Genomic DNA, 23264 nt, shown 5'->3' on the forward strand with positions numbered 1-23264 from the left:
TGCCGGCGACGCCTGACAGCCTGGCGCACTCTTTGGTGGATCAGCCGGACATGAAGGCAAGCTGTTCGCCGGCTTATCGGCAATGCCCCGTCAGCAGCCGCGTGATGCGCGACCGAAACTGGTCAGGGGTCAACGTCGTGATCGGTTCGCGCTGCGGCCATACCTTCAGGATGGCGGCTCGGAAATTGGCGGGCGTGCTGCCTTGCTCGGGACCAATGATGTAGGTCGGCACCGTGGTGACCGCGTAGTGCGGGTACATCTGCCGCGCGACGTCTTCGAACCGACCATGATCGGTGGCGCCTTCGGCAAACACCAGCAAAGCCACCCATGCACCGCAGCGGTCGCAACGCACTTCTTCGACGGGGATGGTGCCGCCGGGCAGCGAGTGCTTTGCCGCCAAGGGTGGTGGTGGCGTACTGCTCGGACCGCGAATGGACTCCAGCGCCGTCACGATCTGGTGCGACAGGGGTTCCAATATCGCGCGCCGCTGGGCAAACATCGCCTCCCGTTCGTCGCCGGCGATGTCGGTGACCACGCAGGTTTCGCCGGACGCGGTACCTGTGACGCGCAGGCGTCCCAACTCCCCCAGTTCGGCGTGCCGAAAGACGTAGGCGATACCGTCCGGCAAAGGGTCGCGGTGAAAGGACACATCCGGTGGCAGCTTTAATCCGGCAGCCGCTTCGGCGGGCGATTTGCGTTGGGAGGTCATGCGGGATTCCGTGCGAACGCGTGGCGGCTTCCAACGACGTTAACGCATGTTCCGCAGCACCGGCCTGACCGGCTGCAGGGTGGGCAGCAACCGCGCCATGTACCGCTCGACCGGGAACAGGAACAGCCCGCGAAAATTCACGAGACGCTCCTGGATCGGCGCGATATGGCGCAGGTTCTCGGGCACCGCGAGGGCTGCGATGTCGGCGGGCAAGGTCGCGAGCGATTGCTGCATGCGCGCCGTGGTCCACGCCATGACGATGTTGCTCAACAGCGTGATGGCGGAGGAGACACTTCGGAGGCGCGCGTTGTGGCTCATCTGATGCCGCGGCACCTTGCCCGTTTCCAGCGCATGCTCCAGCACATGGACACGTTCCCCGTGATTGAGGGTGCGCAGGATTTCCCGGCGGAAGTCGGGTAGCGTGAACCAGCGGCACAGATAGAGCGTGAGTAGCAATCGGCCGATCTGGACGCCCGCGTCGTACAACTGCTCACCGGCCGCGGCGGAGCCGAAGCGGGACAGGATGTCGACCGCGCTCGCTTTGCCGACATGGGTGGAGGCCGCCATGCGGACCCATTCATCCCATACGGGCTCCACCTTCTCAGGATGCGCTCGGTTCTTGGCGATCACGCTGCGCAGCCCCTCGGGCACCGTCATCGCCGGGGTCACATACAGCTTGTGTGCGCTGGCATCACGCAGCCGTGGGCACATATCCTTTCCCACCGTTTTCGCCAAGAACATGCCGAATTCGGTTTGACCGTGCGTATCCACCGCCAATTGGTTGATCGTGACCGTGCTTTGGCGAAGGACCCCTTCCAAGGCCACACCCTGTTGCCGTTCGCCGAGCACGACGGGCTGGTCGTGAAAGATGCCCCAGCGGTCATGGATGTGCGTGTAGATGCCAATCGACTTCTTCTTCGTGCGCGGGTCGCGACGTGCCAGGGGGCTGCTCTTGACGGTTTCACGACTCATCATGTCCGCGGACGCCAGATCGGCGCGTCCCCAGGATTCGGCAATGGGGTGGCTGTGCATGTACTCGAAGACGGCGGTATTGGCTTCCCGTAAGCGCTTTTCTTGGGCGATCCAACGCATGCTCTGATTGACGGCATCCGCGGAGAGGCCCGGCATCATGCGCGCCGTATCGGCGGCGGACAATGCCGTGCCGTGCGCAAGAAGACCGGCATACACCAAGCGCAACTCATCGATCGAGCGCGGCTCGCGGCCCAGCAGCGTCCAGCTGAAGCGGGTGTGGCTGTCCACTTCCATCATGACGCCCGGCAGCTCTTCCGCTCCCATGCGCTCCATCAGGGCATCCCGAAGCACCATCACGGCTTCCGGCACGTCCTCCGCCGGGAGTTTGGGCAAGTGCACACCGTCTCTGTCCACGGTGACGTCGCCAGCCTGCGCGGCTTCACTCAGGTGCTGGAGCTGCTTGGACACTTCCTCGACCAGCGGACCGGTGAATTCCTTCGCGTCGCGGGGCAGCTTCAAGCGCGCGTAATGATGCGTCTTGCTCTTGGTCCATTCCGCGGACGGAATCAGCATGCTTTCGCGACTGCGGAAGCTGAAACTGTGCGCGACATACACGCTGCCGTTCTTCAGGGCACGGCGTAACGCCAGCAGCGTCGCCACCTCGAAGGCCTGCAGGGCACGTTGCCGGTCGGGATTTGCCAGCATGTCGTCCCACACTTTGCCGAGGTGAACCGGTATCGCCTCGGGCAGTGCTGGTTTGCGCTGCAGATAGATCTCGCGCAAGGCGTCCAGCGCCTGACGAACCGGGTGCGGCGCCACGCTCTCAAAGGGAAGCGCACACAGCATTTTCAACAGCGAGCGCGAGTGGCGGTTGTTTTTGAGGAGGAGTTGTTCACGGGTCAGGTGCGCTCGGCTGAGTTTCTTGCCGCCGCCGACCTGTTCCACCGCACGCAGAATCGCCGCACGCAGATCCTCTTCGCGAAGGGAGCGATCGAGGGCCAGCTCGCGGACTTCCTTCGCAAAGGTGGTCAGCGTGCGCGCACGCGCCTCGGCGGATTGGACCACGGCGCGCATCCCGTTGCCCCAAAGATCGGCTACGTGTTGGCGCGTCATGGCCAGCACCCGGTCCGTGGCGGTGCACAGCGCCGTCTGCAGGTAACAGGCGACCTCGATGGTCCGGCGCGTTGCCGCAATACGCTTACTCGCCGCGGGTGGCCGATCTGCCATCGCCTGGGCGTAATGGCGCTTGATGTGATCCGACACGGAAGGCATGGGGTGTGCGGCCACACCGAGTTGGGTCAGGTATTGGATCCGCTCGAACTGTTCGCGAATCTGGGGGAGCGACTGCCGGCGTGGTGCTTGCGCAAGCCATTCCTGAAAGGAAAGACCAGAGCGATGGGGTTCGTCGCAGGCCCGCACCCACGCATCGAGGACAGTGAAAGGGGCGTCCTTCTGCAGCACGGTGCCGAGTTCATCCTCGGCCAGCTTTAGCGCGACATCGATGGCGCTCTTCAGTGGGCGCTCGCCCTCAATGAGGATGCCGTGCTCGTACAGCCACGTTTTGACGTGTGTTTTCAAACGATGACGATCGAACTCGGACAGCACCTCGACACGCAGGTAGCGCACCAGGGCACGGCGCTGGTGTTCGGACATGCGACCAAAACCCAACGTTTCCATGGCGGCGTTCTGGTGCGCGAACAAGGTCGGCCGGCGGCGATATAGCGAGCGGAGCGAGGCAATATCCGGCGTCGTGATCTCCAGCGTTTTGCCTAGATGTGCCCATAGCTCGGCAGGGACTACTTTGACGGCCGCAAGCACGCTGCCAGTCATCCGGATGAAGCCGATCTGCAACGCCAGGCCCAGCCGGTGCAGCGCGTCGCGCTTGGCGAGAATGACGCGCCGTTCCTTGGCCGAGTAAGTGAAGAAGGCATGGAGCTCGAACTGATTGAGCTCCTTGGGAATGGTGCGCAGCCCAAGATACGGCGCCTGCCAGTACTGCATGCCTACCTCCGGCCTTTCCGTGGAGAAGATCTGAGGCTAACAGCAAACTGTTGATTTTATGAAGATTGCTTCCCGGGCGCCTACATTATTCCCCGTCAAATCAAAGAGTTGCTTGACGAGGCTAAGCGTTACTATTTGCACCTAAAACAAGGTGACACCGTGACCACGATCACCGTGCCGTCCGGGAGCGTGATCGTGCACTCGCCGCTGGGACTGCACTCGACCTGCTGGGCCTGGGGCGTGGAGAAGGCACCGGCCGGAGTCGTGGTCGGGGTCGGCGCGGGCCTTGCCGGCGGCGCCTGGACGGCGCTGGCGGTACCGGCCATGGCGACCAGGGCGGCGGCGATCACGAGGGTCTGCTTGAGCTTCATCGGAACGTCCTTCGGGCTGGCGTCGCGGATTGCGACCGTTCCATGGCACCACCAGCCGCCGATGCGGCAACTCCTCTTGCTCCAGCCTGCCCAGATCCCGCAGCGGCCGGCGCAGGTAAGTTACTCCGTCCAGCGCAGACGTTCCGGACCCCGCAACGCGCGCATGTGCTGGACAACATCCGGCCTTGGATTGCACAATCCAATGGCAAACGGAGGGGTTCATATATGGTCCGACCGCTTTCGGCTCCGCTCCCGACGCCTAAGATGGCCGACGAGCTGCAGCAGGCTTTCGACTACTTCAATGAGCGACTATTCCACGGCGTGCTGCCGCCTTGCTTGATCACGCTCCAGCGCGAACGGGCCACCTTCGGTTACTTCCACGCGAAACGCTTTGTGAGCGCCGATGGTCGGGCGTTTACGCACGAGCTGGCACTCAATCCCAGCTACTTTGTCGCGCGCACCCTCAAGGCCACGCTAAGCACCCTGTGCCACGAGCTCGTGCATCTGCAACAGGAAATCTGTGGAACGCCTGGCCGCCGCGGCTATCACAATGCCGAGTGGGCGACTTTCATGAAGTGCATCGGGCTCATGCCATCCGACACGGGCGCTCCTGGTGGTCGGGAGACCGGCGAGCGCGTATCGCACTACATCGTCGATGGTGGCTTATTCGACGTGGCCGCCGACGATCTTCTCAACGACCAGTTCGTGCTGTCGTGGATCGACCGCTATGCCACTGCCGTCCCAGTCGGCATGCGGGTGCCGGAGAACTATCGAGCGAAGGAAATTCCCAACACGACGGCCCCTCAAATTCCCGACCCAGCGAACGATGGAGATGTGGGCCCATTGCAGGCTTCTTCGCAACTCACTTCCTTGGCCGCCTCCGAGCTTTTGGATGAAATCGACCCCCGAGACATGCCCGAGGTGGCGTACCGCGGTACCGCGCAACTCATCAAGTGGCCCTCGGATGCGCGCAACGGCTCCCGTCGCACAAAATACAAGTGCCCTGGTTGCAAGGCGCAAGTCTGGGGCAAGCCCAAGTTGGACATTCGCTGTGGACATTGTGGCGGCCGTCAGTACGAGGTCGAAACGGACGTCCACGCCTACGGCGCCCGACGTACCGCTGAGTTGAAGAACTGACCAGCGCTCCGCGGTGCTAGGCCGCGAGACGGTGCTCGTAGTACGGGCGCGGGCGATCGTCGAGGATGGCGTATTGCGCCGACAGGTTCGTCGGGTCGGGCTGCAACCACGCGTCGAGATTTTCGGGCTTGATCTGGATGACGAAGCGGTCGTGTCCTGCCGCGGCCACCTCCGGCGGCGGGTCATCGGTGATGGCGGCGAACGAGTAGAGGTCCTGCTCCCCTGCGCGTCCCTTCGTGCAGGACCACAGGCACGCAATCATCATGTACTGTCGCGGCTCCGGGCGGAACTCCAGCACCACGTTTTCTGGCGCCTCCCCAGGCACTAGCTCGCGACCTTCGGCGGCGTGCCGCCACACGTTCTCGTACACCGCGTCGGCAACGATGACGCCGTGCTGGTGGCCAAAGAGCCGCCCCCACGACGCTTCGAGGCGATCGCGGCGGGCGTTGTAGGACCCCGGGTATTTGCGCTCGACGGCCTCCGTCCATCCAGGCATGCGGCATTGGTATCGCATGGGCACGAGGATGCGCCGGCCTTCGTGGGCAATCAGAACGGGCGCGTAGCTGCCGGGGTAGATTCGCGCATCGTTCGGCTCCAAGGTCTTGCGCTCCAACACCCGAAGAGCGCGCTGGGCCGCTTGTACCTTGTTGGTCGCGATGCGCGCCTCGTTCGCCGCCTTCTTCGTCGGGCGCGGCGAGTCGAGCACAACCTGTGCATCAGCAAGGCGCTCGGATTGCTCGGTGATCTCCTTGCGCAGTTGGTCGGCACGGGTGCGATCACCTTCGGCGACGAGCTTGGCCAGCCCCATCTCCTCTGGCCCGCGCGGATGCCGAAAACTGGCACGCATGGCCTTGGGAATCTTTTGCCATCCGCCGTCGGCGTTCTTCTGCCAGAACAACGCTGCGTAGCGCCGGATGCTCAGCTCCGCGCCAAACTCCCGTTCGTAGTCCCTGAAGCCCGCCCACACCTCGGCCGAGTAGCACATAACCGCTTCCTCGTATGTCGCCTAACTGTCCATCCTACCCGCTCGATGTCATCGGTGTGGCGACCGCGGGGCAGCCGGCGTCATCGTCTACCCGGCACCTGGCGGCCCGCCGTTGCATGGAGTTATCAGCGTGGTAGAACACCATCTCCAACGAGGAGGGCTAGTTCATGGATACGCTTCCGGTGATCGGTGACCAGGTGCATTTTCCTGGCAACCTGGTTGTCGGCCCGTGCGATGGCGTCGTCGAGAACGTCCGGCGCGCCTTTCGGCTCGGGACGCGAGTCGCGCTTCCCGTCACGGATTGGTTCGCGAGGATTCGTCCGGACGCGTTGCCAAAGCCGTGGGCGTACGGATCGCGTTCGAGTGTTTTCGAAGCGCGCGTGGGGGACCTAGAGTCGATCCCGCAAAGGGCCGCCTCGGTCACCGGCCCGCGCGACGGGGGTGCTGCGGCGGTGTGACCTCGGTGGGCCATCGCTTCTGCCCACCACCCGCCCTTCCGTCCGAGTCTGACGCTCTGCCCATCTCAGTCTCGATCGAGGCGCGCGACGTGCGCAGCGATGAGGTGTGTCACACCGTCCACGTGCTCGATCCGACCGTCCACGCGCACAGGCCCACCGGACCGCAGCGCGATCGCGCATTCCTCCGCCAGATCCGGCCATACCACGACGTTCAGCCACGCTGTTTCGTCCTCGAGCGTGAGAAAGGTCACGCCGCGTGCCGCCGGCGGCCGCTGGCGCAAACCGATCAGGCCAACGACGCGCATTCGCCGCTGGTGCGGTGCTCGACGTGCCTCATCCAGAGTCGCCACGCCACGTCCCGCGAGCGCTGGCCTGACCAGTGCCATCGGGTGGCCGGCAGGGGTGAGGCCCATCGCTGCATAGTTGGCGGCCATGTCTTCGCCGGGGGTCGGTGGGCGCAGCATTGGCGCCGCTTCCACGGTACTGCCGAAGAGCGGCAAGGTCGCCTCGATGCCGCTGGCCACCCAGCGGGACACGTGACGGTGACCGGCCAGGCCGGCAAGCGCGCCGGCGTCGGCGAGCAGCGGCAGATCGCGCTGGTCGAGCGCGGCGCGGCGCGCCAGATCCGCAACGTCGTTGAACCGCATCTCGCTGCGCGCAGCCAGGAGCCTCGCCGCGCTGTCGACACGGAACCCGCTGATCTCGCGCAGGCCCAGCCGCACCACCGGCGCGCCCCTCACATCGCCTGGCTGCAGTGGGCGGCCGCCAGGCCCCTCCAGGTGCGAATCCCATCCGCTCACGTTCACGTCCGGCGGGCGCGTGGCGATGCCGTGGCGACGGGCGTCCTGCAATAACTGATCCCTGGTGTAGAACCCGGCTGGCTGGGCGTTGAGCAGCGCGGCGAGGAACGCGGCCGGGTAATGGGCGCGGAGCCACGCAGAAGCGTACGCGAGCAGCGCGAAGGAGGCTGCGTGGCTCTCGGGAAATCCGTAGGCGCCGAAGCCGAGGATCATTTCGAACACCTGCTCCGCGAAGCCCTCGGTGTAGCCGCGCTCGGCCATACCGGCGAGCAGGCGCGTGCGGAAGTGCTCCATGGTGCCGTGCCGCTCCCAGGCGCCCATCGAGCGGCGCAACTGGTCAGCCTCGCCCGCCGAGAAGCCGGCGGCGACCACCGCAAGCTGCATCACCTGCTCCTGGAAGATCGGCACGCCGAGCGTGCGCTCCAGCACGCCCTTGACCGCCTCCGACGGGTAACTCGGCGCTTCCCTGCCCTGTCGACGGCGCAGATACGGGTGAACCATGCCGCCCTGGATCGGTCCGGGCCTGATGATGGCCGTCTGAACCACCAGGTCATAAAAGCACTGTGGCCGCATGCGCGGCAGCATCGCCATCTGCGCCCTGCTCTCGACTTGAAACACACCTACCGTGTCGGCGCGCCGGAGCATCGCGTAGGTGGCCGGGTCCTCGGCCGGAATGTCCGCCATCGACAGGGAGACGCCGTGGTGGCGTCGGATGAGGTCGAACGTCCGACGTAAGGCAGACAGCATGCCCAGTGCCAGGATGTCGACCTTGAGCAGGCCCAAGGTCGACAAATCGTTCTTGTCGTACTGGATGATCGTGCGCCCTTCCATCGTTGCCGGCTCGACCGGCACCAGTTCGGCGAGCGGCGCCGCGCTGATGACGAAACCGCCGACGTGTTGCGAAAGATGCCGCGGCGTGCCGACCAGCTGCATGGCCAGCACCAGCAGGCGGCGCATCGCCGGCGTGTCGGTGTCGATACCCGTCTCGGCCAGGCGCGTCGGCATCGTCGCGGCGTCGCCCCATCCGTCCATCGCACGGGCCAGCCGGTCGATCAGATCAGGATCGAGGTCGAGCGCACGGCCCACGTCGCGCACCGCGCTGCGTGGCCGGTAGGTGGTGATCGCTGCGGTCAGCGCCGCGCGGTCGCGGCCGTACCGCGCATAGATGAACTGAATGACTTCCTCGCGCCGTTCGTGCTCGAAATCGACGTCGATGTCTGGTGGTTCATGGCGCTCTTTTGATAGGAAGCGCTCGAACAGTAGATGCCCGCGTTCGGGGTCGACCTCGGTTATACCCAGGGCGTAGCAGACTACGGAGTTCGCGGCCGAGCCGCGGCCCTGGCAGAGGATCTGGCGCGATCGCGCAAAGGCGACGATGTCGTGGACGGTGAGGAAGAACGCCTCGTATCCAAGGTCGGCGATCAGCGCCAGCTCGTGGTCGATCTGTGCCGCCTGCGGCGCCGGCACCCCGTTGGGCCAGCGCCGCGCCGCGCCCTCGGCCACCAGCGCGCGCAGCCACGCCGCCGGCGCAACACCGGCCGGCACGCTGTCCAGCGGCGGCCGGCACCCGAGCGTGCCGAGATCCAGCCGGCAGCGTGCGGCGATGCGCAGTGTCTCGGCGATCAGCGCCGGCGGATACAGCGCCGCGAGATCCGTTGGCGCGCGCAGGTGGCGCTCGCCGTTCGGGAACAGCTCGCCGGCGGCGGCAGTGACGGATTTGCCCAGGCGGATCGTGGTCACGGTGTCCTGCAGCGCACGTTGGCTGCGCGTGGCCATGTGCACGTCGCCGGCGGCGACCAGCGGCAGGCCGGTGGCAGCGCCGATACCGGTACACGTGGCCAGCGCCTCCGCGTCTCGGTCGCCGCGGTGAAGCTCCACGCCGAGCCACGCGCCACCCGGCAGCATGGTGGCCAGGCGCGCGGCCCAGCCGCGGCACGCCGCCGGCACCGCGCCATGACGATCGACCGCACACAGGAGGGCCAGCACGCCAACGTGGTCGCCCTCAAGATCACTCCAGCGTGCCTCGTACCGGCCCTTCGGCGCGCGGGCACGCGCGGCGGTGATGAGGCGGCACAGGGTCGCGTAGCCGGCGCGGTCCTCGGCGAGCAGCACCAGGCGCGCGCCATCCTCGAGCGCCAGCTCGGTACCGACGATCAGCGGCAGGCCCGTCGCGCGGGATGCCTCCAGCGCGCGGACGATGCCGGCGAAACTGCATTCGTCAGTGATCGCGAGGGCGTGGTAGCCCAGCGCCGCCGCGCGCTCGAACAGCACGCGCGCGCTGGCCACGCCGCGTAAGAAGGAGAGGCTCGAGAGGCAGTGGAGTTCGGCGTAAGTCACGGCACGACGCTCCGGCTGGTGCCCCCGGCCGGCAGCGTCGCTGATGGACGCGGGAGTACACTTTGCACCGGCAGGAAGGGGAAATCGAGATGGGGTTCGGACCGGATCACGCGAGAGCTGCGGGGCATGCGCTCATCACGATGCGCATGCACTACTCCAACCCCCAAACCACGGAACGTGGTCTGGACCCAATCTTCTACGCGTACCTGACTGGCGCCCATCCTGGGGTACCGGTGTCGCGGCAAAAACATGTGCACTTCCACCGTGTAGCCAAACCCAGCCGCATCGACTTCCGGATCGGTAGCACCTCCCCCACCGTGCTCGAGCTGGCGGTCCGCAAACCCACTGGCATGTCGGAGCTGTACGGACCCACGAACCACAGCGAGTTGATCAAACTCTCGAAGATCCCCAGGTCCCAGGCCGCCGCGCGCATCCTGCTGCTCATCGACCTGGCGCCGGCGCCGATCACTCAAGACGCGCTCCGCGCCTCGTACGCTCCGCTGCATGCTGGCCGTGGGCGCAAAGTCCGCGAGTCCGTGACGGTGGTCTATGTCCATGGCGAGCTGGATTACAGCTTCTGCTGGTCGCCCTTCCGCAGCATCTGACACGGCGTGGGCCATACCGGTACCGCTGCCGCGCTCCTGCCATCGTGGTACGCTCAGCCTCGGCGTCGACCGGCGCCAGCTGCTCACCGATGGCAAAGCCTCGCGGCACGGTTTCCACCCTTCAATCCCTGATTCCCCTCTGCAGGCGAATCTTGGCAGTGAGCACCGGGCGTTCGCCTCCAGCGAGGAGTCAGCGTCATGCGTTTCATCCCCACCACGACCGCGAAGGTCGAATCCCTCAAGAAGCAAGCCAAACGCATTCAGCGCAATGGTGGCGGCAGGCACGCCGACCTGCTGAATCGCGTTGCGCGCACCGCCGGGTATGAGCACTGGCACCACGTCACGCTGTGTCAGCGCGAGACAGAAGGCGTCAAGGAGGACCGGTCGCTTCGGTCCACCATCGCGAAGATCCTCACCCTCGAGGAGCGCGGCCAGGTCGGCATCGTCGGTACCGGATCGGAAACCTCGACCACGCAGCCCTTCCTCCTCTTTTCCACCGGCCTCGGCGACGCGTGGCTGCTGGACCCGATCGGGCACAAGGCCTGTTGCCTCATGTGGCGCGGTGAGCGGCGATCGCCCACGATCCGCGACGAGCCTGAGCGACTGGAAATCCTCTGGGAAGGGCACTACGAGTTGCGCGGCGCGTTCTTCGAGGTCGACCTGGACCATCCTCTGATCGGCCACCGCGCCATTGGGGGGTATCCGATTGACGGGCTGCGGGAGTTCCTGCTCCCGGCGCAGCCGGCCGAGGAGTCGATCGGCCAGGTGTTTGGCCAGGACGATGCTGTGCCCCTCACGCCCGACTTGATTCGGCAGTTGGAGCATGAGGGTTGGCAGGCGGAACAGCTCACCGCAGCAGCACGCCAGGGCGCCCTCTACTCGCCCACGCGGAACGGAATTCTCTTTCCGTCGATGCAGGAGCCGAAGTTCTAAGGACGACACGGCGTCACCCGAACCAGCCGTGCACGAACCAGGCGTCCGTGCGCAGGTCCTGGTAGACCCACCACGTGGCGCCGGCGTCGCCGCGCGCCACGTAGTAGTCGCGCCGGCTGTCGCCGCCGTCCCACCAGCCCGACTCCATGCGCTCCGGCCCGGCCAGCAGCCGCGCCGGATCGCACCGCCACGGCACCGGCGCCGGCAGCAGCCAGGCCGGTCGCCGCCGCGGCGACACCGCCGCAGTGTCCTCGCCGGCGAGCAGCACGCGGCGCTGCGCGCGCTCCGGCCGCGGATCGGCGACGGCGGCCAGGCCGTAGACAGCGGCATCCCCCAGGCGTGCGCGCAGGCGGTCGAGCAGCGCGACCAGTTGCTCATCGCCATCGTCACCGAAAAGCTGCGCCGCTCCGAGCGCTTCCCGGGCCGCATCAAGACGGAGCTGCATGGCGACTACGGGCCCTGGCCACGGTGCACTGGCCAGCCGCGCGACCGTGAGGTCCAGCAGCTGCCGGGCATCAGCCGTGCCGGCGGCGGCCGCAACGGCGATCGCGGCGTCGGCGCGAGCGTCGGTACGCAGCACCAGCGACCAAGCCGTCGCGCGCTCGCCACGGCACGCAACGTGGGCGGCCATATCACCCAGCAGTCGGCGCAGAGGGAACTGCAGGATCTCCACGCTGGCCAGCGCATCGTCCCAGTCGGCTTCGCGCACGAACCTCGCCGGCGGGACCCAGCTCTCGCGCGGATCGGGACGCTCGCCCAGCAGGCGCGCCAGCAGCGTCACCGCCGGCACGCCGAGCCGGCGCGCAAGGCCCGCACGCGGCAGGGCCAGCACGTCGCTGACTCGCCTGGCGCCTATCCGGCGCAGCAGCTGGTGCGCGGCCGGCGGCAGCGGAAGCGCCGACGCCGGCAGGTCGGTCAGCGCGGAGCGCAGCTCCTGGAGGTTGGCCACCGTGGTACCCGGCCGATACCCGGCCAGCATGGCGGCCGCCGCCGGCGTCGGCGCAATCGCGGCGCGCCAAGTCACCGCGGCATCCTCGAAGGCGCCCCGTGCCGCCCGGCGCACGCCGGCCAGCCCGCCGAGCATCCTCCGGCTCCCGCCCACCTCACCCAGCAGCGTGTCCGTTTCCGGCGCCAGCATCACCTGCGATGTGATCGTCGCCAGCCTCGGCGCAAGGTCGGCCAGCGCTCTGCCCCGCGAGGCGGCATCGGTATGGCGCACCTCCAGCGGCGACAGGAGCGCCCGCGCGGTGGCCACGCGCATACCCGGCTGGATGCCTGCCGCCTGCGCGAGCGGACAGGCCTGCCGCACCACGCCGTCAACGGCGACTCGGCCCACGCCGGTCGCCCCGGGCGGCACCTCAACCGCGAGCGAGGGAAACTGGCAGGCGAGCCACAGCATCGCCCCACTCCAGGTGCACCGGTCCCACCGGCGGGCCGCGGCGTTTCATGACGTCGACCTGCAGCGCGCCGGTGCCGACGCTGCGCAAGCCCAGACGCAACGGCACGCCGTTGGCGACACTGGATGGCCGGCAGAAGACGAATCCGAGGCCACCGCCGGCGGCGATCGCCAGGCTGAGCCGGCGCGCGATGCGATCGTCCAGCGGCGACGGCCACCACAGCAGCGCCGCGGCGAAGGCGCCGCTGCGCAACACCTGCTCGGCCACCCAGCGTTGATCGCGGGCCTCGCGCGGACGGGCAACTGTGATGGCTCGCGGCGAGAGGCCCAGGCCATGCAGGGCAGCGAGGCCAGGCTCCGCCGGTGGCGCGAGGAAGGCCACCCGCCCGGCACGCTCCGGCGACGCCAGCGCGCTGGCCAGCAGCCTCAGCTCACCGATGCCGGCGTTGGCCAGCTGCAGCTCCACCAGTGCGCCGCGCGGCCAGCCGCCACCGGGCAGCACTGCATCGAGGGGTGCATACCCGCTGGGTACCGTGCCCCGCGGCTGCGCCGCCACCTCGCCGGCGCGGCGGACCCCGGCGACGCGAAGCTCGCCTTCCCACGGCAGATGGTGGACGACGGCAGACATGCTCCACCTTCACCTGCGCGACGCCGCGCGGCCCCGCCGGCGGCCGAAGGTGCCGATTACCACCCCGAGGATGTCCAGCGACTGCTTCGGCCGCAGCGGCTGGTAGCGCGGGTCCGCATTGGCCGGCTGCAGGTAGCGGCCCTTGTCATCGCATGCGAGCAGCTTGAACGTCTCCTCGCCGTCGATCAGCGCGTACACGATCTCGCCCACATCCGCATGCTGGCGCACCTCATACACGGCGGTGTCGCCGTCCAGGAGCCCCATGTCGACCATCGAGTCGCCGCGGATGGGCGCAAGACGGGTGATGAGGGGATTGGGTGCCAGCCAGGCGTCGATCGAGCGGCGCTCCTCCGGCATGGTGTCCCCGGTATCCGGCACGCCGGCGGGCACGGGCCGGCCGATCGGGAAGCCGGCGAAGTTCCAGCCGGGCTTGAGCCGACCACCTGGGGCGCGGCCGACAATACCGGCCTTCTCCAGCCGGTCGATGATCCAAGCCAGGGTGCCCTTGCTGGTGATCTTGTGGGACTGCAGCGCCTCGAGCAGTTCGCTGAGGCTCGGCAGGATGCCGTGCTTGGCGTAGTAGGCGCGCAGCGCTTCCTCGACCGCTGGGGCGGATTGCGCAAACGGGATGGTGCGGCGCGCGGCGGGCATGACGGCGGGTCAACTTGAACGGACGTTCAAGCCTACTCGGTCCGGTCAGGACTGCCAAGCCCTACTCTGGCGGCGTGAACGGGTCGAGCAGCTGCGGATCGTCGTCACGCGACGCATTGACCCTGCGGGAAACCGGCCGCACCACCAGATCCGGAACGGGCACCGCCAGCATCAGGGCCATCGCGTCGTCCGGCGTTGCGCGCAGGTATTCCTCCACCAGCTCGGCCGGGATGCACACCGGCATGCGGTCGTGGATCGTCGCGGCGGCGCCGTCGGATGCCGTGACGATGATCGTGCAGGAGCCGGCCTCATCCTCATCCTGGAGCGGGTGCCGAGGCTCCCAGAGCCCAGCCGCGAACAGATCATGGCCGTCTGCCCTGGTCAGGTAGTAGGGCTGCTTCACCTTCCCTTCCAGTCGCCACTCGTAGTAGCCGGCCATGGGGATGACGCACCGGCGTGCCTTGAACGCCGCGCGGAACGCGGGCTTCGTGGCCACCGTCTCAATGCGGGCATTGAACGTCGAGTAGGACTGCTTGAGGTCCTTGACCCAGAACGGGAGCAGCCCCCACCGCAACCGGCGAACCGCGAGCTGATCGTCGGCGTCGAGAACCACCGCCGCGCGCTGGGTAGGCGCCAGGTTGTAGCGCGGCGTGAGGTTCGCCAGCTCGTCGGCCAGCGTCGGCGCCGGAAGGTCGCCGGGAAAGCGTAGAGGGAGCTGGACGAAGCGGCCGCACATGGGCGGGAGCGTAGCACCGGCTGCGGGACGCCTCTCTACCGCGGCCGCATCCGCCGGATGTCGGCGAGAATCCGCCGGTGCGCTGTCGGTGTGAACTCGAGCATGCGGGCCCTGCGCCGGACCTTCTCGGGCAAGGTGTTGACGGTCAGTTTCGTCACTGCCTCACCGCGGCCCTGCGACAACTCGAAGACCAGGTAATCCCGCGTGGCCACGGCAAGTGCCCACAGGCGACAGATCGCCTCCGGATCGTCGCAATCCTCGCCACGCAGCGGGAATCTGAGCGTCCTTCCGTATGGCAGCGAGGAGGCCTTCGCTTCGAAGAACGCCCGGTTGCGCGAGGACCAGCTGAACATCACACCTGGCCGCCCCGTGCGGACGGACTTGTGGTCGCGTTCGACCTTGTCGGTGTGCTTGAGCTCCCCTGCGCGGCGCATCGCTCTGCGGCGGCGCTCCAGCTCGGTGACAGCCTTGGCCAGCCCGACTACCGTGTCACTGGCCGGGAAATATTGCTGGCCAAACCGCCGGCTTGCGAAGGTCACGCGCCACAAGTGCGCGGCGCGCATATACGAGATACCGACCGGCACTTGGTGCGTGTTCCCGTCGACCGTCGTCAATTCTCGGAGTCGATACTCGTCCATCGGCCTGAGTATTGCCCTTAGTCGTCCTGCTCGCGACAGTCGCCTCGGAGTTTCCGGTATTCCATCGCGACCACCTGGTCCGTGCTCATTCCACCACTCGGATCTGGTGCATGCGCGACAATCGTAGGCGACCATCGCCCGATCAATCCGCATTGCGTCCCCGACAGAACCGATAGGCCCATCCTTGGGCCTGGTCACCACGACTCCGCGTGGATTTCGGAACGCGACACCTAGCGGCGTGGCGGGTGTTCAGGCAGCACAGGGGGGAGCTGCCTGATGCTTCGAGGCTGGGCATCTCCGTCACTGGAGATTCGGCTCCCAACCTCCGCCGCCAATGGCGGCGTGCTGCGTGGCGGTCAGGCCGGGTCTCCACGGCCTTGGGTATCCTCACCCGGCGGCCTGACCACCAACTCCAAAATCTGGCATTCCCTTGCCGTCGCTCGCTTTCCTTGCCTGGCGTCCTGCCTGGGCGTTCCTGCCCGACTCCTACCTCCTCCTCGGCGTCCTGCCCGTGCGCTGCCTTCCTGGCGCTGGCGGCGTCCGTGCCGCCTGTCTGGGCTCCCTGCCCCGATGCCATCCTCCTGGCGACCGTCTCGCTCCTTGAGACCGATGTGAGCACACCTCCGTGATCGCGCAAGTCCTGTTTCAGTGACGGTCCGCACGATCCCTCGCTGGCCGGCGTCGCGTCTCACTCGTTGCGACGAAGTGATCCCATCACATGCCGCCGATCTCGCAAGTCCCCTTGCCACCCGAGTCACGTCGCAGCGGTCTTGGCCACGGCGCCGGTCAGAAGGCGCCGCGCTTTCTCCTGCGGGAGTGCCGCATCCACCAGGACGACGCCTTGGTCGTGGTCCGACATCTCGGCGACGTGAGACGAAAGGTCGACCGCCAATCGCCTGGCATCCGGTAGCACCAACTCGAACGCCGGTGCACGCGGGTATGGCGACGGGAACAGTGGCGCGGCCAGCTCGACCTCCAACTCCAGCCGCTTCCATCCGCGCCAGAAGTGCATCTGCTCCAGGAGCAGGCGCGCCAGCGCGCGGTGGTCCTCGCTCGGCACCGGCAGCAGCGTGCGCCGATCGAGGGCATGCAGCAGCAGTACATCACCCAGGCGGCAGCGGCCGTCGCCATCAGCTACGCAGAGCGCCAATGTCCAGTATGGGCCGTGGCGACCGTCGTCGCCCACCGGCAGCCGGATGCCGCCCTGCACCGGCACGGCACAGCGGCCGCCGCGCTGATCCTTGCTCACTACGAATCCGGCACCGTAGCTGCTCTGAGCGAGCGTAATTTCCTCGGTGATGCCGACGAAAAGTCCGCACACCGTGCCCGCTGGTTCGCTTGTTCGACCCAGCGTCGAGAGCAGGCGAGGAATCGCCGGCAGGTAGGTAGTCCCGACGTCGCGAAACAGATGCGACCCGTCGATTTCCTGGCCGCCGAGATGGCGCAGCCTCGCAAATGGCGTCTCCAGCATGCGCAGCTGCCCGGCCGGCACCTGGCTCGCAAACGAGGAGACATGCAGGCGGTCGTAACCCAGTTGCGCGAGTGCCGTGCGCAACAGGCGTGACATCACGCTCTGGCGCTCCTCAGCGTCCTGTCCAATGGGAAACAGGGCCGCGAGATCCCACCTTCCCTCGAGCTGACCGTCTTCGTCCGACCCAGACTCGGCGAGGTCCACCGGGCGGATCGCGCCGGCGAACGGACAATCCCCTCGGTGGGCGACATGGCCGAACCGGAATGGGTGCATGCCGCCACGGCCATCGCGAGGGCCGATCATCGGCCACGTGTCGTCCGGCCCTTGAGCGCAGTCGCAGGCGAGCCATAGCCGCTGGCGGTGCAGGTCAGCCAGCGCAGCGCGCGCAACGGCCAACTGGTCCTGTGTGCGGTCATCCGTGAAAAACGCCCGGCGCAGTGCTTCCACGGTGGATTGTGGCGCCGGCGCTGTGCGAGTCTGGCGATTGTGGATGTGGAGCATGGTTTCCTCCTACGCGCTCGACGTCATCGCGACCTTGCAGGTACCGCAGTCGAGGCAAGCCGTGCCTTTCGCCCATGCCTTCTGCCCGCAGGACGGGCACGTGAACCTCACCTTGTCCCGCCGCGGCTTGCTGCCCGGCTCCGGCTGACCACCTACGCTGATCAGGGGTACCGGCTTCGGCTCCTCCCCCGCCCGCGCCTTGCTGCCCGAATCCAAGATGACGGCACCACCTTCCTGCGCGGGCCGCGGGCGGCCGTCGGCTGGCGAAAGCGCTTCGGCTCCCCGATCGTCGTCCTGCGGGAGCACATACGACTCAGTCGCTGCAGGACCAGGTGCGCCCCAGTCGAACGCGTCCTCTGGCGCAGGCTCCTGGCGCTGGTCAAGTGCCACCTGCGCGGCGGCGTCGGCCGGCGTGTGCCGTCCGTCGATGGCGTCGAGCTCTGGCTCGTCGTCTTGCACCTGGCTCACCAGCAGACCCATGCGGCCAAGCAGCTGGCTGCCGAGCAGCTGGTGCTCTCGTTCCGATGAGCCAGCGTCCTCGCCCTCCAGCCACGGCGACGCCACGCGGTCCAGCCAGGTGATGCCGAAGCCGCTGGCGACCAGATCGCGCACCGCCTCGTCGAATGGCCCACCCTCGATGATGTAGTGCTCGACCTTCTCGCCGGTGCGCTTGCCTCCCGGCCGACCGGTGCTGCTGGGCATCAAACCCAACGCCTCCATGCGGTCGGCCCACGCCTTCGAGTGGTAGCCGCGCCGTCCCTGCACGCCACGCATGTGCGCCCACAGGTGAACCATGTTGTGTGCCAGCTCGCTGAGGACCTCCGGGAGCGTGGCCAGCGCAAAGATCTGCGGATTCATCGCGATCTCGTGCGTGGTCGTGGCGTCCGCCCGAATGAACCGGTGGGCGGAGAAGAATCCCCGAAAGCCACGACTGCGTTGCAGCGTGATCAGGCACGGCGGGAGTTCGGCATCGAACAGTCGATCGTTGAGGACCTCGAAGGCATGTGCCAGCTCCTCATGTGCCTGCTCAGTCGGCGTCCGCGAGCGATCCATGGGAGGGCTCAGCGCGCCGCGACGGCGACTGGAGTGACGGTCAAGGTCGCACCGATGTCAGCGCGGACCGCCTCCGCGAGCTTGGCCAACTGCGCCTGCTGCGCTGGGTCGCATTGGACCGGATTTGCTTGGAGGGTGACCGAGCGCTGCACGCGGAGCGTCCGGCTCGCGTCGTCGTAGATGTACGTCGCCTGGTACCTACCGAGGCCGGCGCCCACCGAAAGGTCGACATTCCTGGGCACGTCGACCCTTACCGGAAGCACCCAATGGAGCTGCGTTTCCTCGCTGCGCACGGTGCGCTGGCAGAGCCCTGGGCCACGCTGGGCGGCGAAGGCATCCATGGGCCTGGTTCCGGTGACCACGCGCGGAATCGGCATTCGGTACGCCGTGAGCCCGTGGTAAGCGGGCACGGTGAAGGTGGTGTTGATGACGAACCGATTGGACGGCTGCAGCGGATCATCCGTATGCACGATGGCTAGTTGCGTCCCGACGGGCGCATTCCGACTGACCAGGCCACGCAGAGCAATCGGGTCATTGGCGAACACGTCGTGCCTGGCGCTGGCGGCCATGTCGCCGTAGGCGGCCACGGTGGTGGATCCCTGCAGACTGCCATCGGCCAGCATCACGAGCTGTGTCGCCGTACCGCCGTTGCTGGTGGTCGCGGTGGCATCGGGAATCTGCAGCGGAGCCACGCCGCCGCCCGGCCCGATCCGAATGCCGAATTTGCCGTGGTCCTCGGGGTCGTATTCACCGAGCGCGAGCACGGGATTGCCGATGTCGAGAACGTGCTGGCCGTTGTCGACCGTCAGCAACAGCTTGTCCTGAAACTCCGGCACGAGAGGTAGCTGATCGCCCCACATCACCGGCAGGCTCGGTACGAACACGAGGTCGCTCGGCAGCTCCTTGGCGTGCATCAGCGCCTGAAGGAGGATCACGCGGTCCTCTGCCGTGCCGTACTTTGAAAGCAGGATGTCCTGCGCGGCGCGCGGCCTGTCGTTGGCCAGCCCCAGGGGAACGGGCACCAATGCGATGTGCGCGTTTATCCAGGCGTAATAGCGCCGCACCAGCACGCTCGGATCAATCGCGTTCTCGCCGATCGAGTCGGCGAGCTGCTGCAGCTCGAGGGTCACCCGTTCCGCCGGTGCGATCCGGCCGAGGTAGGCCACGCCGACTGCGCGAGGGTCCGCGGACCGACCGATCGCCACGAACGGGCTCTTGGCCAGCAGGGTCGAGGTCGACGCGACGTTGACCAGTGGCGCGACCTTGTCGGCGGTCATGGTCCAGTGCTCGGTGCCTCCAATCCTCTGGTGGTCGGTTCGCATGTTATTCACGCGCACATTGAGGTGCATCGCGGCCGGGGCGCTCACATCGAAGCGCAGTTCCTTGATGGGAAAGGCGCGGGAAACGACCTGGAAATAGCCCCCTTGCCCTTGCAGCAGGGGTCGGTCAGTGCGGATGACGTAGTGCGCCGACACCACCGCACCTGGCTGAAGGCCGGCGAATCGGATTTCCTTTCGCTGTACGTCGCGGTAGGACGGAGCCGCCACGGGAGTCGGCCACGGGTGAGTAGCGATGTCGCCGGCGCCGACTTCGCGCATGGTCTGGTCCGGCATGACCACTGACGCGCCTTTGATGTCGACCGATTGGCGCGCGAGATTGAACGGAATGGTCAGCGTGCCGAGCATCCGCACCCCTTCGGCATCCATGGCCTTCATGATCTGCGTCCGATCCACCACCGTGGCGCCGGATGCCGAGACCTGGATGCTTGCTCGGTCCAGCACCACCATCACGTGGGGATCCTCGGCTGCCGCTCCCAGCGGCAGCAGCATCGCGGTTGCGAGGAGCGCGCACGCCGGCGCGGAAAAGCATTTCATCGAGTCGCTTCCTTCGGCGCCCCGTGCCGCAGCAAGGGACGACTCTGGTGGATGGCAAGCCGCCGCGGAGCGGACGGACGCCGGGTGGGAGGAGCCAGCCACAGGACTACGAGGCACAGAATGGCGGTGGCGGCGTCGACGCCGATCAGCGGCAGCGCCAAAGCAGGCTTGAGTGACGCCGCAACACCTGCCACGATCTGCAGCACGGCGATGAACACTAGGGCGTGGGGGAGCGCTCGCATGGTTCGTGGGTCCTCGAGAGGCACCTCCATGCTAGGGCTTGCCCCTCGGCTGAGCGGGTCGCGGTCGTGGCCTTCAACTGGGGACTGGCGGCACATCGACCCACGCCGCATGCGATCTGGCTCACGACCTCCGGGCATGGCGTTTAGCTACCATGGTCGGTTCCTCCATCTGCTGGCGCGGCCATCTACCTATGCGTGACGTTACGGTTCACCCCCGCTGGATTGCAGCGCAGCTGCGCATTCGCGACGGGGCCTACGCCATGCAGGCGCTGCGGGACGCCGCCTTACAGCCAGAAAGCCCTGAGATTGCCGAAGCCGAGCGCGAGCTGGCGGCCCGAGCCGACGCCCTATGTGATCAGGCGGTGGCGGCGTTTGGCCGCGACGCGCGGGCGGTGCGCAGCATCTACAACCGCACTGAGGATCCTCTGGCCCGCTTTGCCGTCCTGGCCAACCCCTACTACAAGGCCACCGGCTGGGGCGCGAGCGTGCTGGACCTCGACCAAGCCACGGCCCTGCTATGTTCCGGCGACCCGGCGGACCTCCAGGTCTTCATGGCTAACCCGCGGTTGTCCCCGGATGGCCTGCTGGATGTCCTACTTCGACGCGGACCGGCGTCGAGCCTGTCTCCCGACCATCCGTCGTGGCCGGCGATCTTCCAGGGGTTAGCCGAGAACCCGTCGCTGGGCGACCTTTTTGATACGAGTCGGCGCCTCCCGAACGCCGCCGCGCGCCAGTCCCTGCCTTCGGCACTCCTCGAATGCGTCCGCTGGTTGCCACCAGCCGAGCCGCTGGCAACCGCCTTGGCGGGTTTCCTGACGGCCCTGCACGACGATCGCGCGCCCGGGACCACCTTCCCACCGGGAGATGTCGCGGCGACGGTCCTTCACTGGCACCCCGACGTCAGCAGCGACGCCTCCGGCAGCTCAGCGTTTCGGGTGCAGATGCTTCTTGCCATCCTCTTTGGCAGTCGCGTAGAACTGCCGGCGCGCAATGCCTTTGCGTCTGCCCGCGCCGCTTCGATGGCGTTGGCCAATGTGTCCAGCGACGACGAGCTAGAGACGTTGGCGGACGTCGACGCGGCGGCGTTCTTCGCCGGCATGCCCTTCAACCCCGCGCTATACGAAGACCACGCCCTCGGTACGACGTTTCTATCCTTGGCAGCGGGCTCCAATGAGGCCGCCATGGCGCTCTACCTCAGCCGGCGGTCCAAATTCGATCGCCTGTGGCAGGTGGACCGCGCGGTGACCGCTCGCGACCTCGCTGTGCTGCGACGGGTCATGCGCGACGATCACAAGCAAGGCGCGTCCAAGGACGACGTAGAGAGCTTGCTGCGAGATCGAGAAGCCATGGTGGAAGATGACGCTGCGCGCCGTGCCTGGATCAGGTATGGGCACCCCAAGCTGTCCCGCTGGCGTCGGGCCGTGCTCGCCGCCGTGATCCTCATCATCGTGTTGCTGCTGATCGAGATGGTGGAAATTCGCGGGCTTACTCCATAACCGTCCCGCGGGCCTTGCGGGAAACCCGGTTAGCCGTACAAGTGGAACTCTCGCTGGAGATTTCCGCATGGCACCACCCAATGCTCACGCGCAGGCGCGCGACCCGTCGGTCGCTGGCTTTGTTGCCCCCAGGAGCCTCGCTGACTTCAATGAACGGCTCCATGCCCATGCGTTGCCAGGGCCGCTGACGCCCGAGGAGCACAAACGGCTCGTCGAGCAGTTCGACCGTGCCGATGTCATCCGCGCGCTCACGTCCTTGCACAACCGCGCCCGCAACAGCGACGGCGCCCGCGCGTTCCTGCTGCGTTCGATCAACCAGGTCCGCCAGGCGCCCACTGCCGCGGCGCCTGCCCCTTTCGCCGAGCCGAAAAATCTCGGCGAATTCAACGCACAGCTGGAGGCGACGCGCCTGCATCGGCCGCTCGCCGTGGCGGAGATGGACGTCCTGCTCCAGCAGGTCGGACGTACCGACCTCATTGCCGCCTTGCGCGACGTGCACCAAGGTGGCCCCGCCCGCGCGGAGGCTGAAACGATGTTGCGCCGGGTGCTCGCGGATGCCGTGGTGCGGGCGGCCCGCGGCCAGCTCCGGCCGTCCGCCGCAAGCGAACTGCCGCCGATCTCAGACGACGACGATGGCTTCGCCGGCACCGACGCGCCGGCACGTGCGCCCGCGCCACCTGCGGCGCCGGCGGAGCGGCCCCAGCATCGCCCGCCGGCGCCTGCCGCTCGAGCAAGCACGCCGTCGCCGCAGACCGCGGACGCCAACCATGATCGGCCTCAGGCGCGCGCATACGGCAAGCGGGCGGCACTGTGCGTCGAGCCCTCCGACAGCGGGAGCCAAGGGCCCACCCTCATGGTCGAGATGGCCGCCGCGGTACCGGACAAGGAAAAGACCTACGACTGGAAGCACTCCAAGATCCGCTTCCAACTGATGCGCAAGGAGCTTCTGTATCTGCTGGCCGTCTTGTATGGCTGGGCCGGCGCTGCGGAGTTCAAGAACCACGGCGAGTCGAAGGTCAAGTCGCTTTCGCTCGAGAACCAGGACGGCGGCAAGCTGTTCATGAAAATGTCCGACAAGGGCGCACCGATGCTGGTCCTTCCGGTGACCGAGGTGGATGCGCTGGCCGACTTCACGGTGCTTGCCCTGCAGCAGGCCTGCAAGACGTTCCACCAGTTCGGGCCGACCGAGCTGCTCGCCTTCGTGCGCCAGCGCGTGGCGCCCGGCATGCGGGCGCCGTAGCCGCCACGCTCTCCTTGGCATCCGGCTTCG

Annotated in this window: 19 protein-coding genes; 6 read left to right on the forward strand and 13 right to left on the reverse strand. The window is 67.2% G+C overall.

Going from position 1 to position 23264, the window contains the following annotated elements; genetic code table 11:
* Positions 1-73: 73 nt before the first annotated feature.
* The 3 genes from R2APBS1_RS09105 to R2APBS1_RS09115 form a co-directional block, all read right to left on the reverse strand.
* Entirely contained in the window at positions 74-709 is a 636-nt protein-coding gene (locus tag R2APBS1_RS09105) for a hypothetical protein (protein WP_008209284.1), read from the reverse strand.
* Between the two features lie 39 nt (positions 710-748).
* The gene (locus R2APBS1_RS09110) at positions 749-3682 is read right to left on the reverse strand and encodes a Tn3 family transposase (protein WP_008209282.1); all 2934 of its coding nucleotides are present in this window, start codon (positions 3680-3682) and stop codon (positions 749-751) included.
* 131 nt (positions 3683-3813) lie between these two features.
* Positions 3814-4053: a hypothetical protein gene (locus R2APBS1_RS09115; protein WP_015447714.1), complete on the reverse strand. Its 240-nt coding sequence runs from the start codon at positions 4051-4053 to the stop codon at positions 3814-3816.
* A 264-nt stretch (positions 4054-4317) separates the two neighbouring features.
* Here R2APBS1_RS09115 and R2APBS1_RS09120 point away from each other — a divergent pair, with 264 nt between their 5' ends.
* A complete protein-coding gene (locus R2APBS1_RS09120; protein WP_051061164.1) occupies positions 4318-5190 on the forward strand; it encodes a SprT-like domain-containing protein in 873 nt (290 codons plus the stop codon).
* Positions 5191-5206: 16 nt separating this feature from the next.
* Here the strand turns inward: R2APBS1_RS09120 and R2APBS1_RS09125 are convergent, their stop codons facing one another.
* Entirely contained in the window at positions 5207-6175 is a 969-nt protein-coding gene (locus R2APBS1_RS09125) for an SOS response-associated peptidase family protein (RefSeq protein WP_015447716.1), read from the reverse strand.
* A gap of 167 nt (positions 6176-6342) precedes the next feature.
* On the opposite strand from R2APBS1_RS09125, the gene R2APBS1_RS09130 reads away from it, so the two are divergent.
* Positions 6343-6633, forward strand: coding sequence for a hypothetical protein (locus tag R2APBS1_RS09130; protein WP_015447717.1), 291 nt, complete (start codon positions 6343-6345; stop codon positions 6631-6633).
* Between the two features lie 65 nt (positions 6634-6698).
* On the opposite strand, the gene R2APBS1_RS09135 is transcribed toward R2APBS1_RS09130, so the two are convergent.
* Entirely contained in the window at positions 6699-9770 is a 3072-nt protein-coding gene (locus tag R2APBS1_RS09135) for an error-prone DNA polymerase (protein ID WP_015447718.1), read from the reverse strand.
* A 146-nt stretch (positions 9771-9916) separates the two neighbouring features.
* Between R2APBS1_RS09135 and R2APBS1_RS09140 the strand changes: the two genes are divergently transcribed.
* Together R2APBS1_RS09140 and R2APBS1_RS09145 are read left to right on the forward strand one after the other, a co-directional pair.
* Positions 9917-10375 carry a hypothetical protein gene (locus R2APBS1_RS09140; RefSeq protein ID WP_157769713.1) on the forward strand — a complete coding sequence of 153 codons (459 nt, stop codon included), beginning with the start codon at positions 9917-9919 and terminating at the stop codon, positions 10373-10375.
* A gap of 198 nt (positions 10376-10573) precedes the next feature.
* Complete coding sequence (locus R2APBS1_RS09145) at positions 10574-11308, forward strand: hypothetical protein (protein WP_015447720.1); 735 nt, start codon at positions 10574-10576, stop codon at positions 11306-11308.
* A 13-nt stretch (positions 11309-11321) separates the two neighbouring features.
* On the opposite strand, the gene R2APBS1_RS09150 is transcribed toward R2APBS1_RS09145, so the two are convergent.
* From R2APBS1_RS09150 to R2APBS1_RS09185, 8 genes are all read right to left on the reverse strand, one after another.
* Positions 11322-12707: a Y-family DNA polymerase gene (locus R2APBS1_RS09150; protein WP_015447721.1), complete on the reverse strand. Its 1386-nt coding sequence runs from the start codon at positions 12705-12707 to the stop codon at positions 11322-11324.
* The gene (imuA, locus tag R2APBS1_RS09155; RefSeq protein ID WP_015447722.1) at positions 12667-13332 is read right to left on the reverse strand and encodes a translesion DNA synthesis-associated protein ImuA; all 666 of its coding nucleotides are present in this window, start codon (positions 13330-13332) and stop codon (positions 12667-12669) included. Before imuA ends, R2APBS1_RS09150 begins: the two co-directional genes overlap by 41 nt.
* Positions 13333-13341: 9 nt before the next feature.
* On the reverse strand, positions 13342-13983 hold the full coding sequence (locus R2APBS1_RS09160; protein ID WP_015447723.1) for a LexA family protein: 642 nt from the start codon (positions 13981-13983) through the stop codon (positions 13342-13344).
* 61 nt (positions 13984-14044) lie between these two features.
* Positions 14045-14719: an SOS response-associated peptidase gene (locus R2APBS1_RS09165; RefSeq protein WP_015447724.1), complete on the reverse strand. Its 675-nt coding sequence runs from the start codon at positions 14717-14719 to the stop codon at positions 14045-14047.
* A gap of 35 nt (positions 14720-14754) precedes the next feature.
* Positions 14755-15333 (reverse strand): hypothetical protein, encoded by a 579-nt coding sequence (locus R2APBS1_RS09170; protein WP_041676720.1) that lies wholly within the window; start codon positions 15331-15333, stop codon positions 14755-14757.
* A gap of 778 nt (positions 15334-16111) precedes the next feature.
* Positions 16112-17329, reverse strand: a complete 1218-nt coding sequence (locus R2APBS1_RS09175; protein ID WP_015447726.1) for a hypothetical protein — start codon at positions 17327-17329, stop codon at positions 16112-16114.
* A 9-nt stretch (positions 17330-17338) separates the two neighbouring features.
* Positions 17339-18382, reverse strand: a complete 1044-nt coding sequence (locus tag R2APBS1_RS19290; protein ID WP_015447727.1) for a SprT-like domain-containing protein — start codon at positions 18380-18382, stop codon at positions 17339-17341.
* 8 nt (positions 18383-18390) lie between these two features.
* The gene (locus R2APBS1_RS09185) at positions 18391-20256 is read right to left on the reverse strand and encodes a DUF3857 domain-containing protein (protein WP_015447728.1); all 1866 of its coding nucleotides are present in this window, start codon (positions 20254-20256) and stop codon (positions 18391-18393) included.
* A 433-nt stretch (positions 20257-20689) separates the two neighbouring features.
* Here R2APBS1_RS09185 and R2APBS1_RS09195 point away from each other — a divergent pair, with 433 nt between their 5' ends.
* Together R2APBS1_RS09195 and R2APBS1_RS09200 are read left to right on the forward strand one after the other, a co-directional pair.
* Positions 20690-21994, forward strand: a complete 1305-nt coding sequence (locus tag R2APBS1_RS09195) for a hypothetical protein (RefSeq protein WP_015447730.1) — start codon at positions 20690-20692, stop codon at positions 21992-21994.
* A gap of 67 nt (positions 21995-22061) precedes the next feature.
* Positions 22062-23234 carry a hypothetical protein gene (locus R2APBS1_RS09200; RefSeq protein WP_015447731.1) on the forward strand — a complete coding sequence of 391 codons (1173 nt, stop codon included), beginning with the start codon at positions 22062-22064 and terminating at the stop codon, positions 23232-23234.
* Positions 23235-23264 lie beyond the last annotated feature (30 nt).

It is taken from the genome of Rhodanobacter denitrificans, assembly GCF_000230695.2.
Taxonomy (GTDB): Bacteria; Pseudomonadota; Gammaproteobacteria; order Xanthomonadales; family Rhodanobacteraceae; genus Rhodanobacter; species Rhodanobacter denitrificans.

Coding starts and splice junctions, on each gene's coding strand:
- R2APBS1_RS09105 (WP_008209284.1), bottom strand. CDS start 709: ATGACCTCCCAACGCAAATCGCCCGCCGAAGCGGCTGCCGGATTAAAG.
- R2APBS1_RS09110 (WP_008209282.1), bottom strand. CDS start 3,682: ATGCAGTACTGGCAGGCGCCGTATCTTGGGCTGCGCACCATTCCCAAG.
- R2APBS1_RS09115 (WP_015447714.1), bottom strand. CDS start 4,053: ATGAAGCTCAAGCAGACCCTCGTGATCGCCGCCGCCCTGGTCGCCATG.
- R2APBS1_RS09120 (WP_051061164.1), top strand. CDS start 4,318: ATGGCCGACGAGCTGCAGCAGGCTTTCGACTACTTCAATGAGCGACTA.
- R2APBS1_RS09125 (WP_015447716.1), bottom strand. CDS start 6,175: ATGTGCTACTCGGCCGAGGTGTGGGCGGGCTTCAGGGACTACGAACGG.
- R2APBS1_RS09130 (WP_015447717.1), top strand. CDS start 6,343: ATGGATACGCTTCCGGTGATCGGTGACCAGGTGCATTTTCCTGGCAAC.
- R2APBS1_RS09140 (WP_157769713.1), top strand. CDS start 9,917: ATGCACTACTCCAACCCCCAAACCACGGAACGTGGTCTGGACCCAATC.
- R2APBS1_RS09145 (WP_015447720.1), top strand. CDS start 10,574: ATGCGTTTCATCCCCACCACGACCGCGAAGGTCGAATCCCTCAAGAAG.
- R2APBS1_RS09150 (WP_015447721.1), bottom strand. CDS start 12,707: ATGCTGTGGCTCGCCTGCCAGTTTCCCTCGCTCGCGGTTGAGGTGCCG.
- imuA (WP_015447722.1), bottom strand. CDS start 13,332: ATGTCTGCCGTCGTCCACCATCTGCCGTGGGAAGGCGAGCTTCGCGTC.
- R2APBS1_RS09160 (WP_015447723.1), bottom strand. CDS start 13,983: ATGCCCGCCGCGCGCCGCACCATCCCGTTTGCGCAATCCGCCCCAGCG.
- R2APBS1_RS09165 (WP_015447724.1), bottom strand. CDS start 14,719: ATGTGCGGCCGCTTCGTCCAGCTCCCTCTACGCTTTCCCGGCGACCTT.
- R2APBS1_RS09175 (WP_015447726.1), bottom strand. CDS start 17,329: ATGCTCCACATCCACAATCGCCAGACTCGCACAGCGCCGGCGCCACAA.
- R2APBS1_RS19290 (WP_015447727.1), bottom strand. CDS start 18,382: ATGGATCGCTCGCGGACGCCGACTGAGCAGGCACATGAGGAGCTGGCA.
- R2APBS1_RS09185 (WP_015447728.1), bottom strand. CDS start 20,256: ATGAAATGCTTTTCCGCGCCGGCGTGCGCGCTCCTCGCAACCGCGATG.
- R2APBS1_RS09195 (WP_015447730.1), top strand. CDS start 20,690: ATGCGTGACGTTACGGTTCACCCCCGCTGGATTGCAGCGCAGCTGCGC.
- R2APBS1_RS09200 (WP_015447731.1), top strand. CDS start 22,062: ATGGCACCACCCAATGCTCACGCGCAGGCGCGCGACCCGTCGGTCGCT.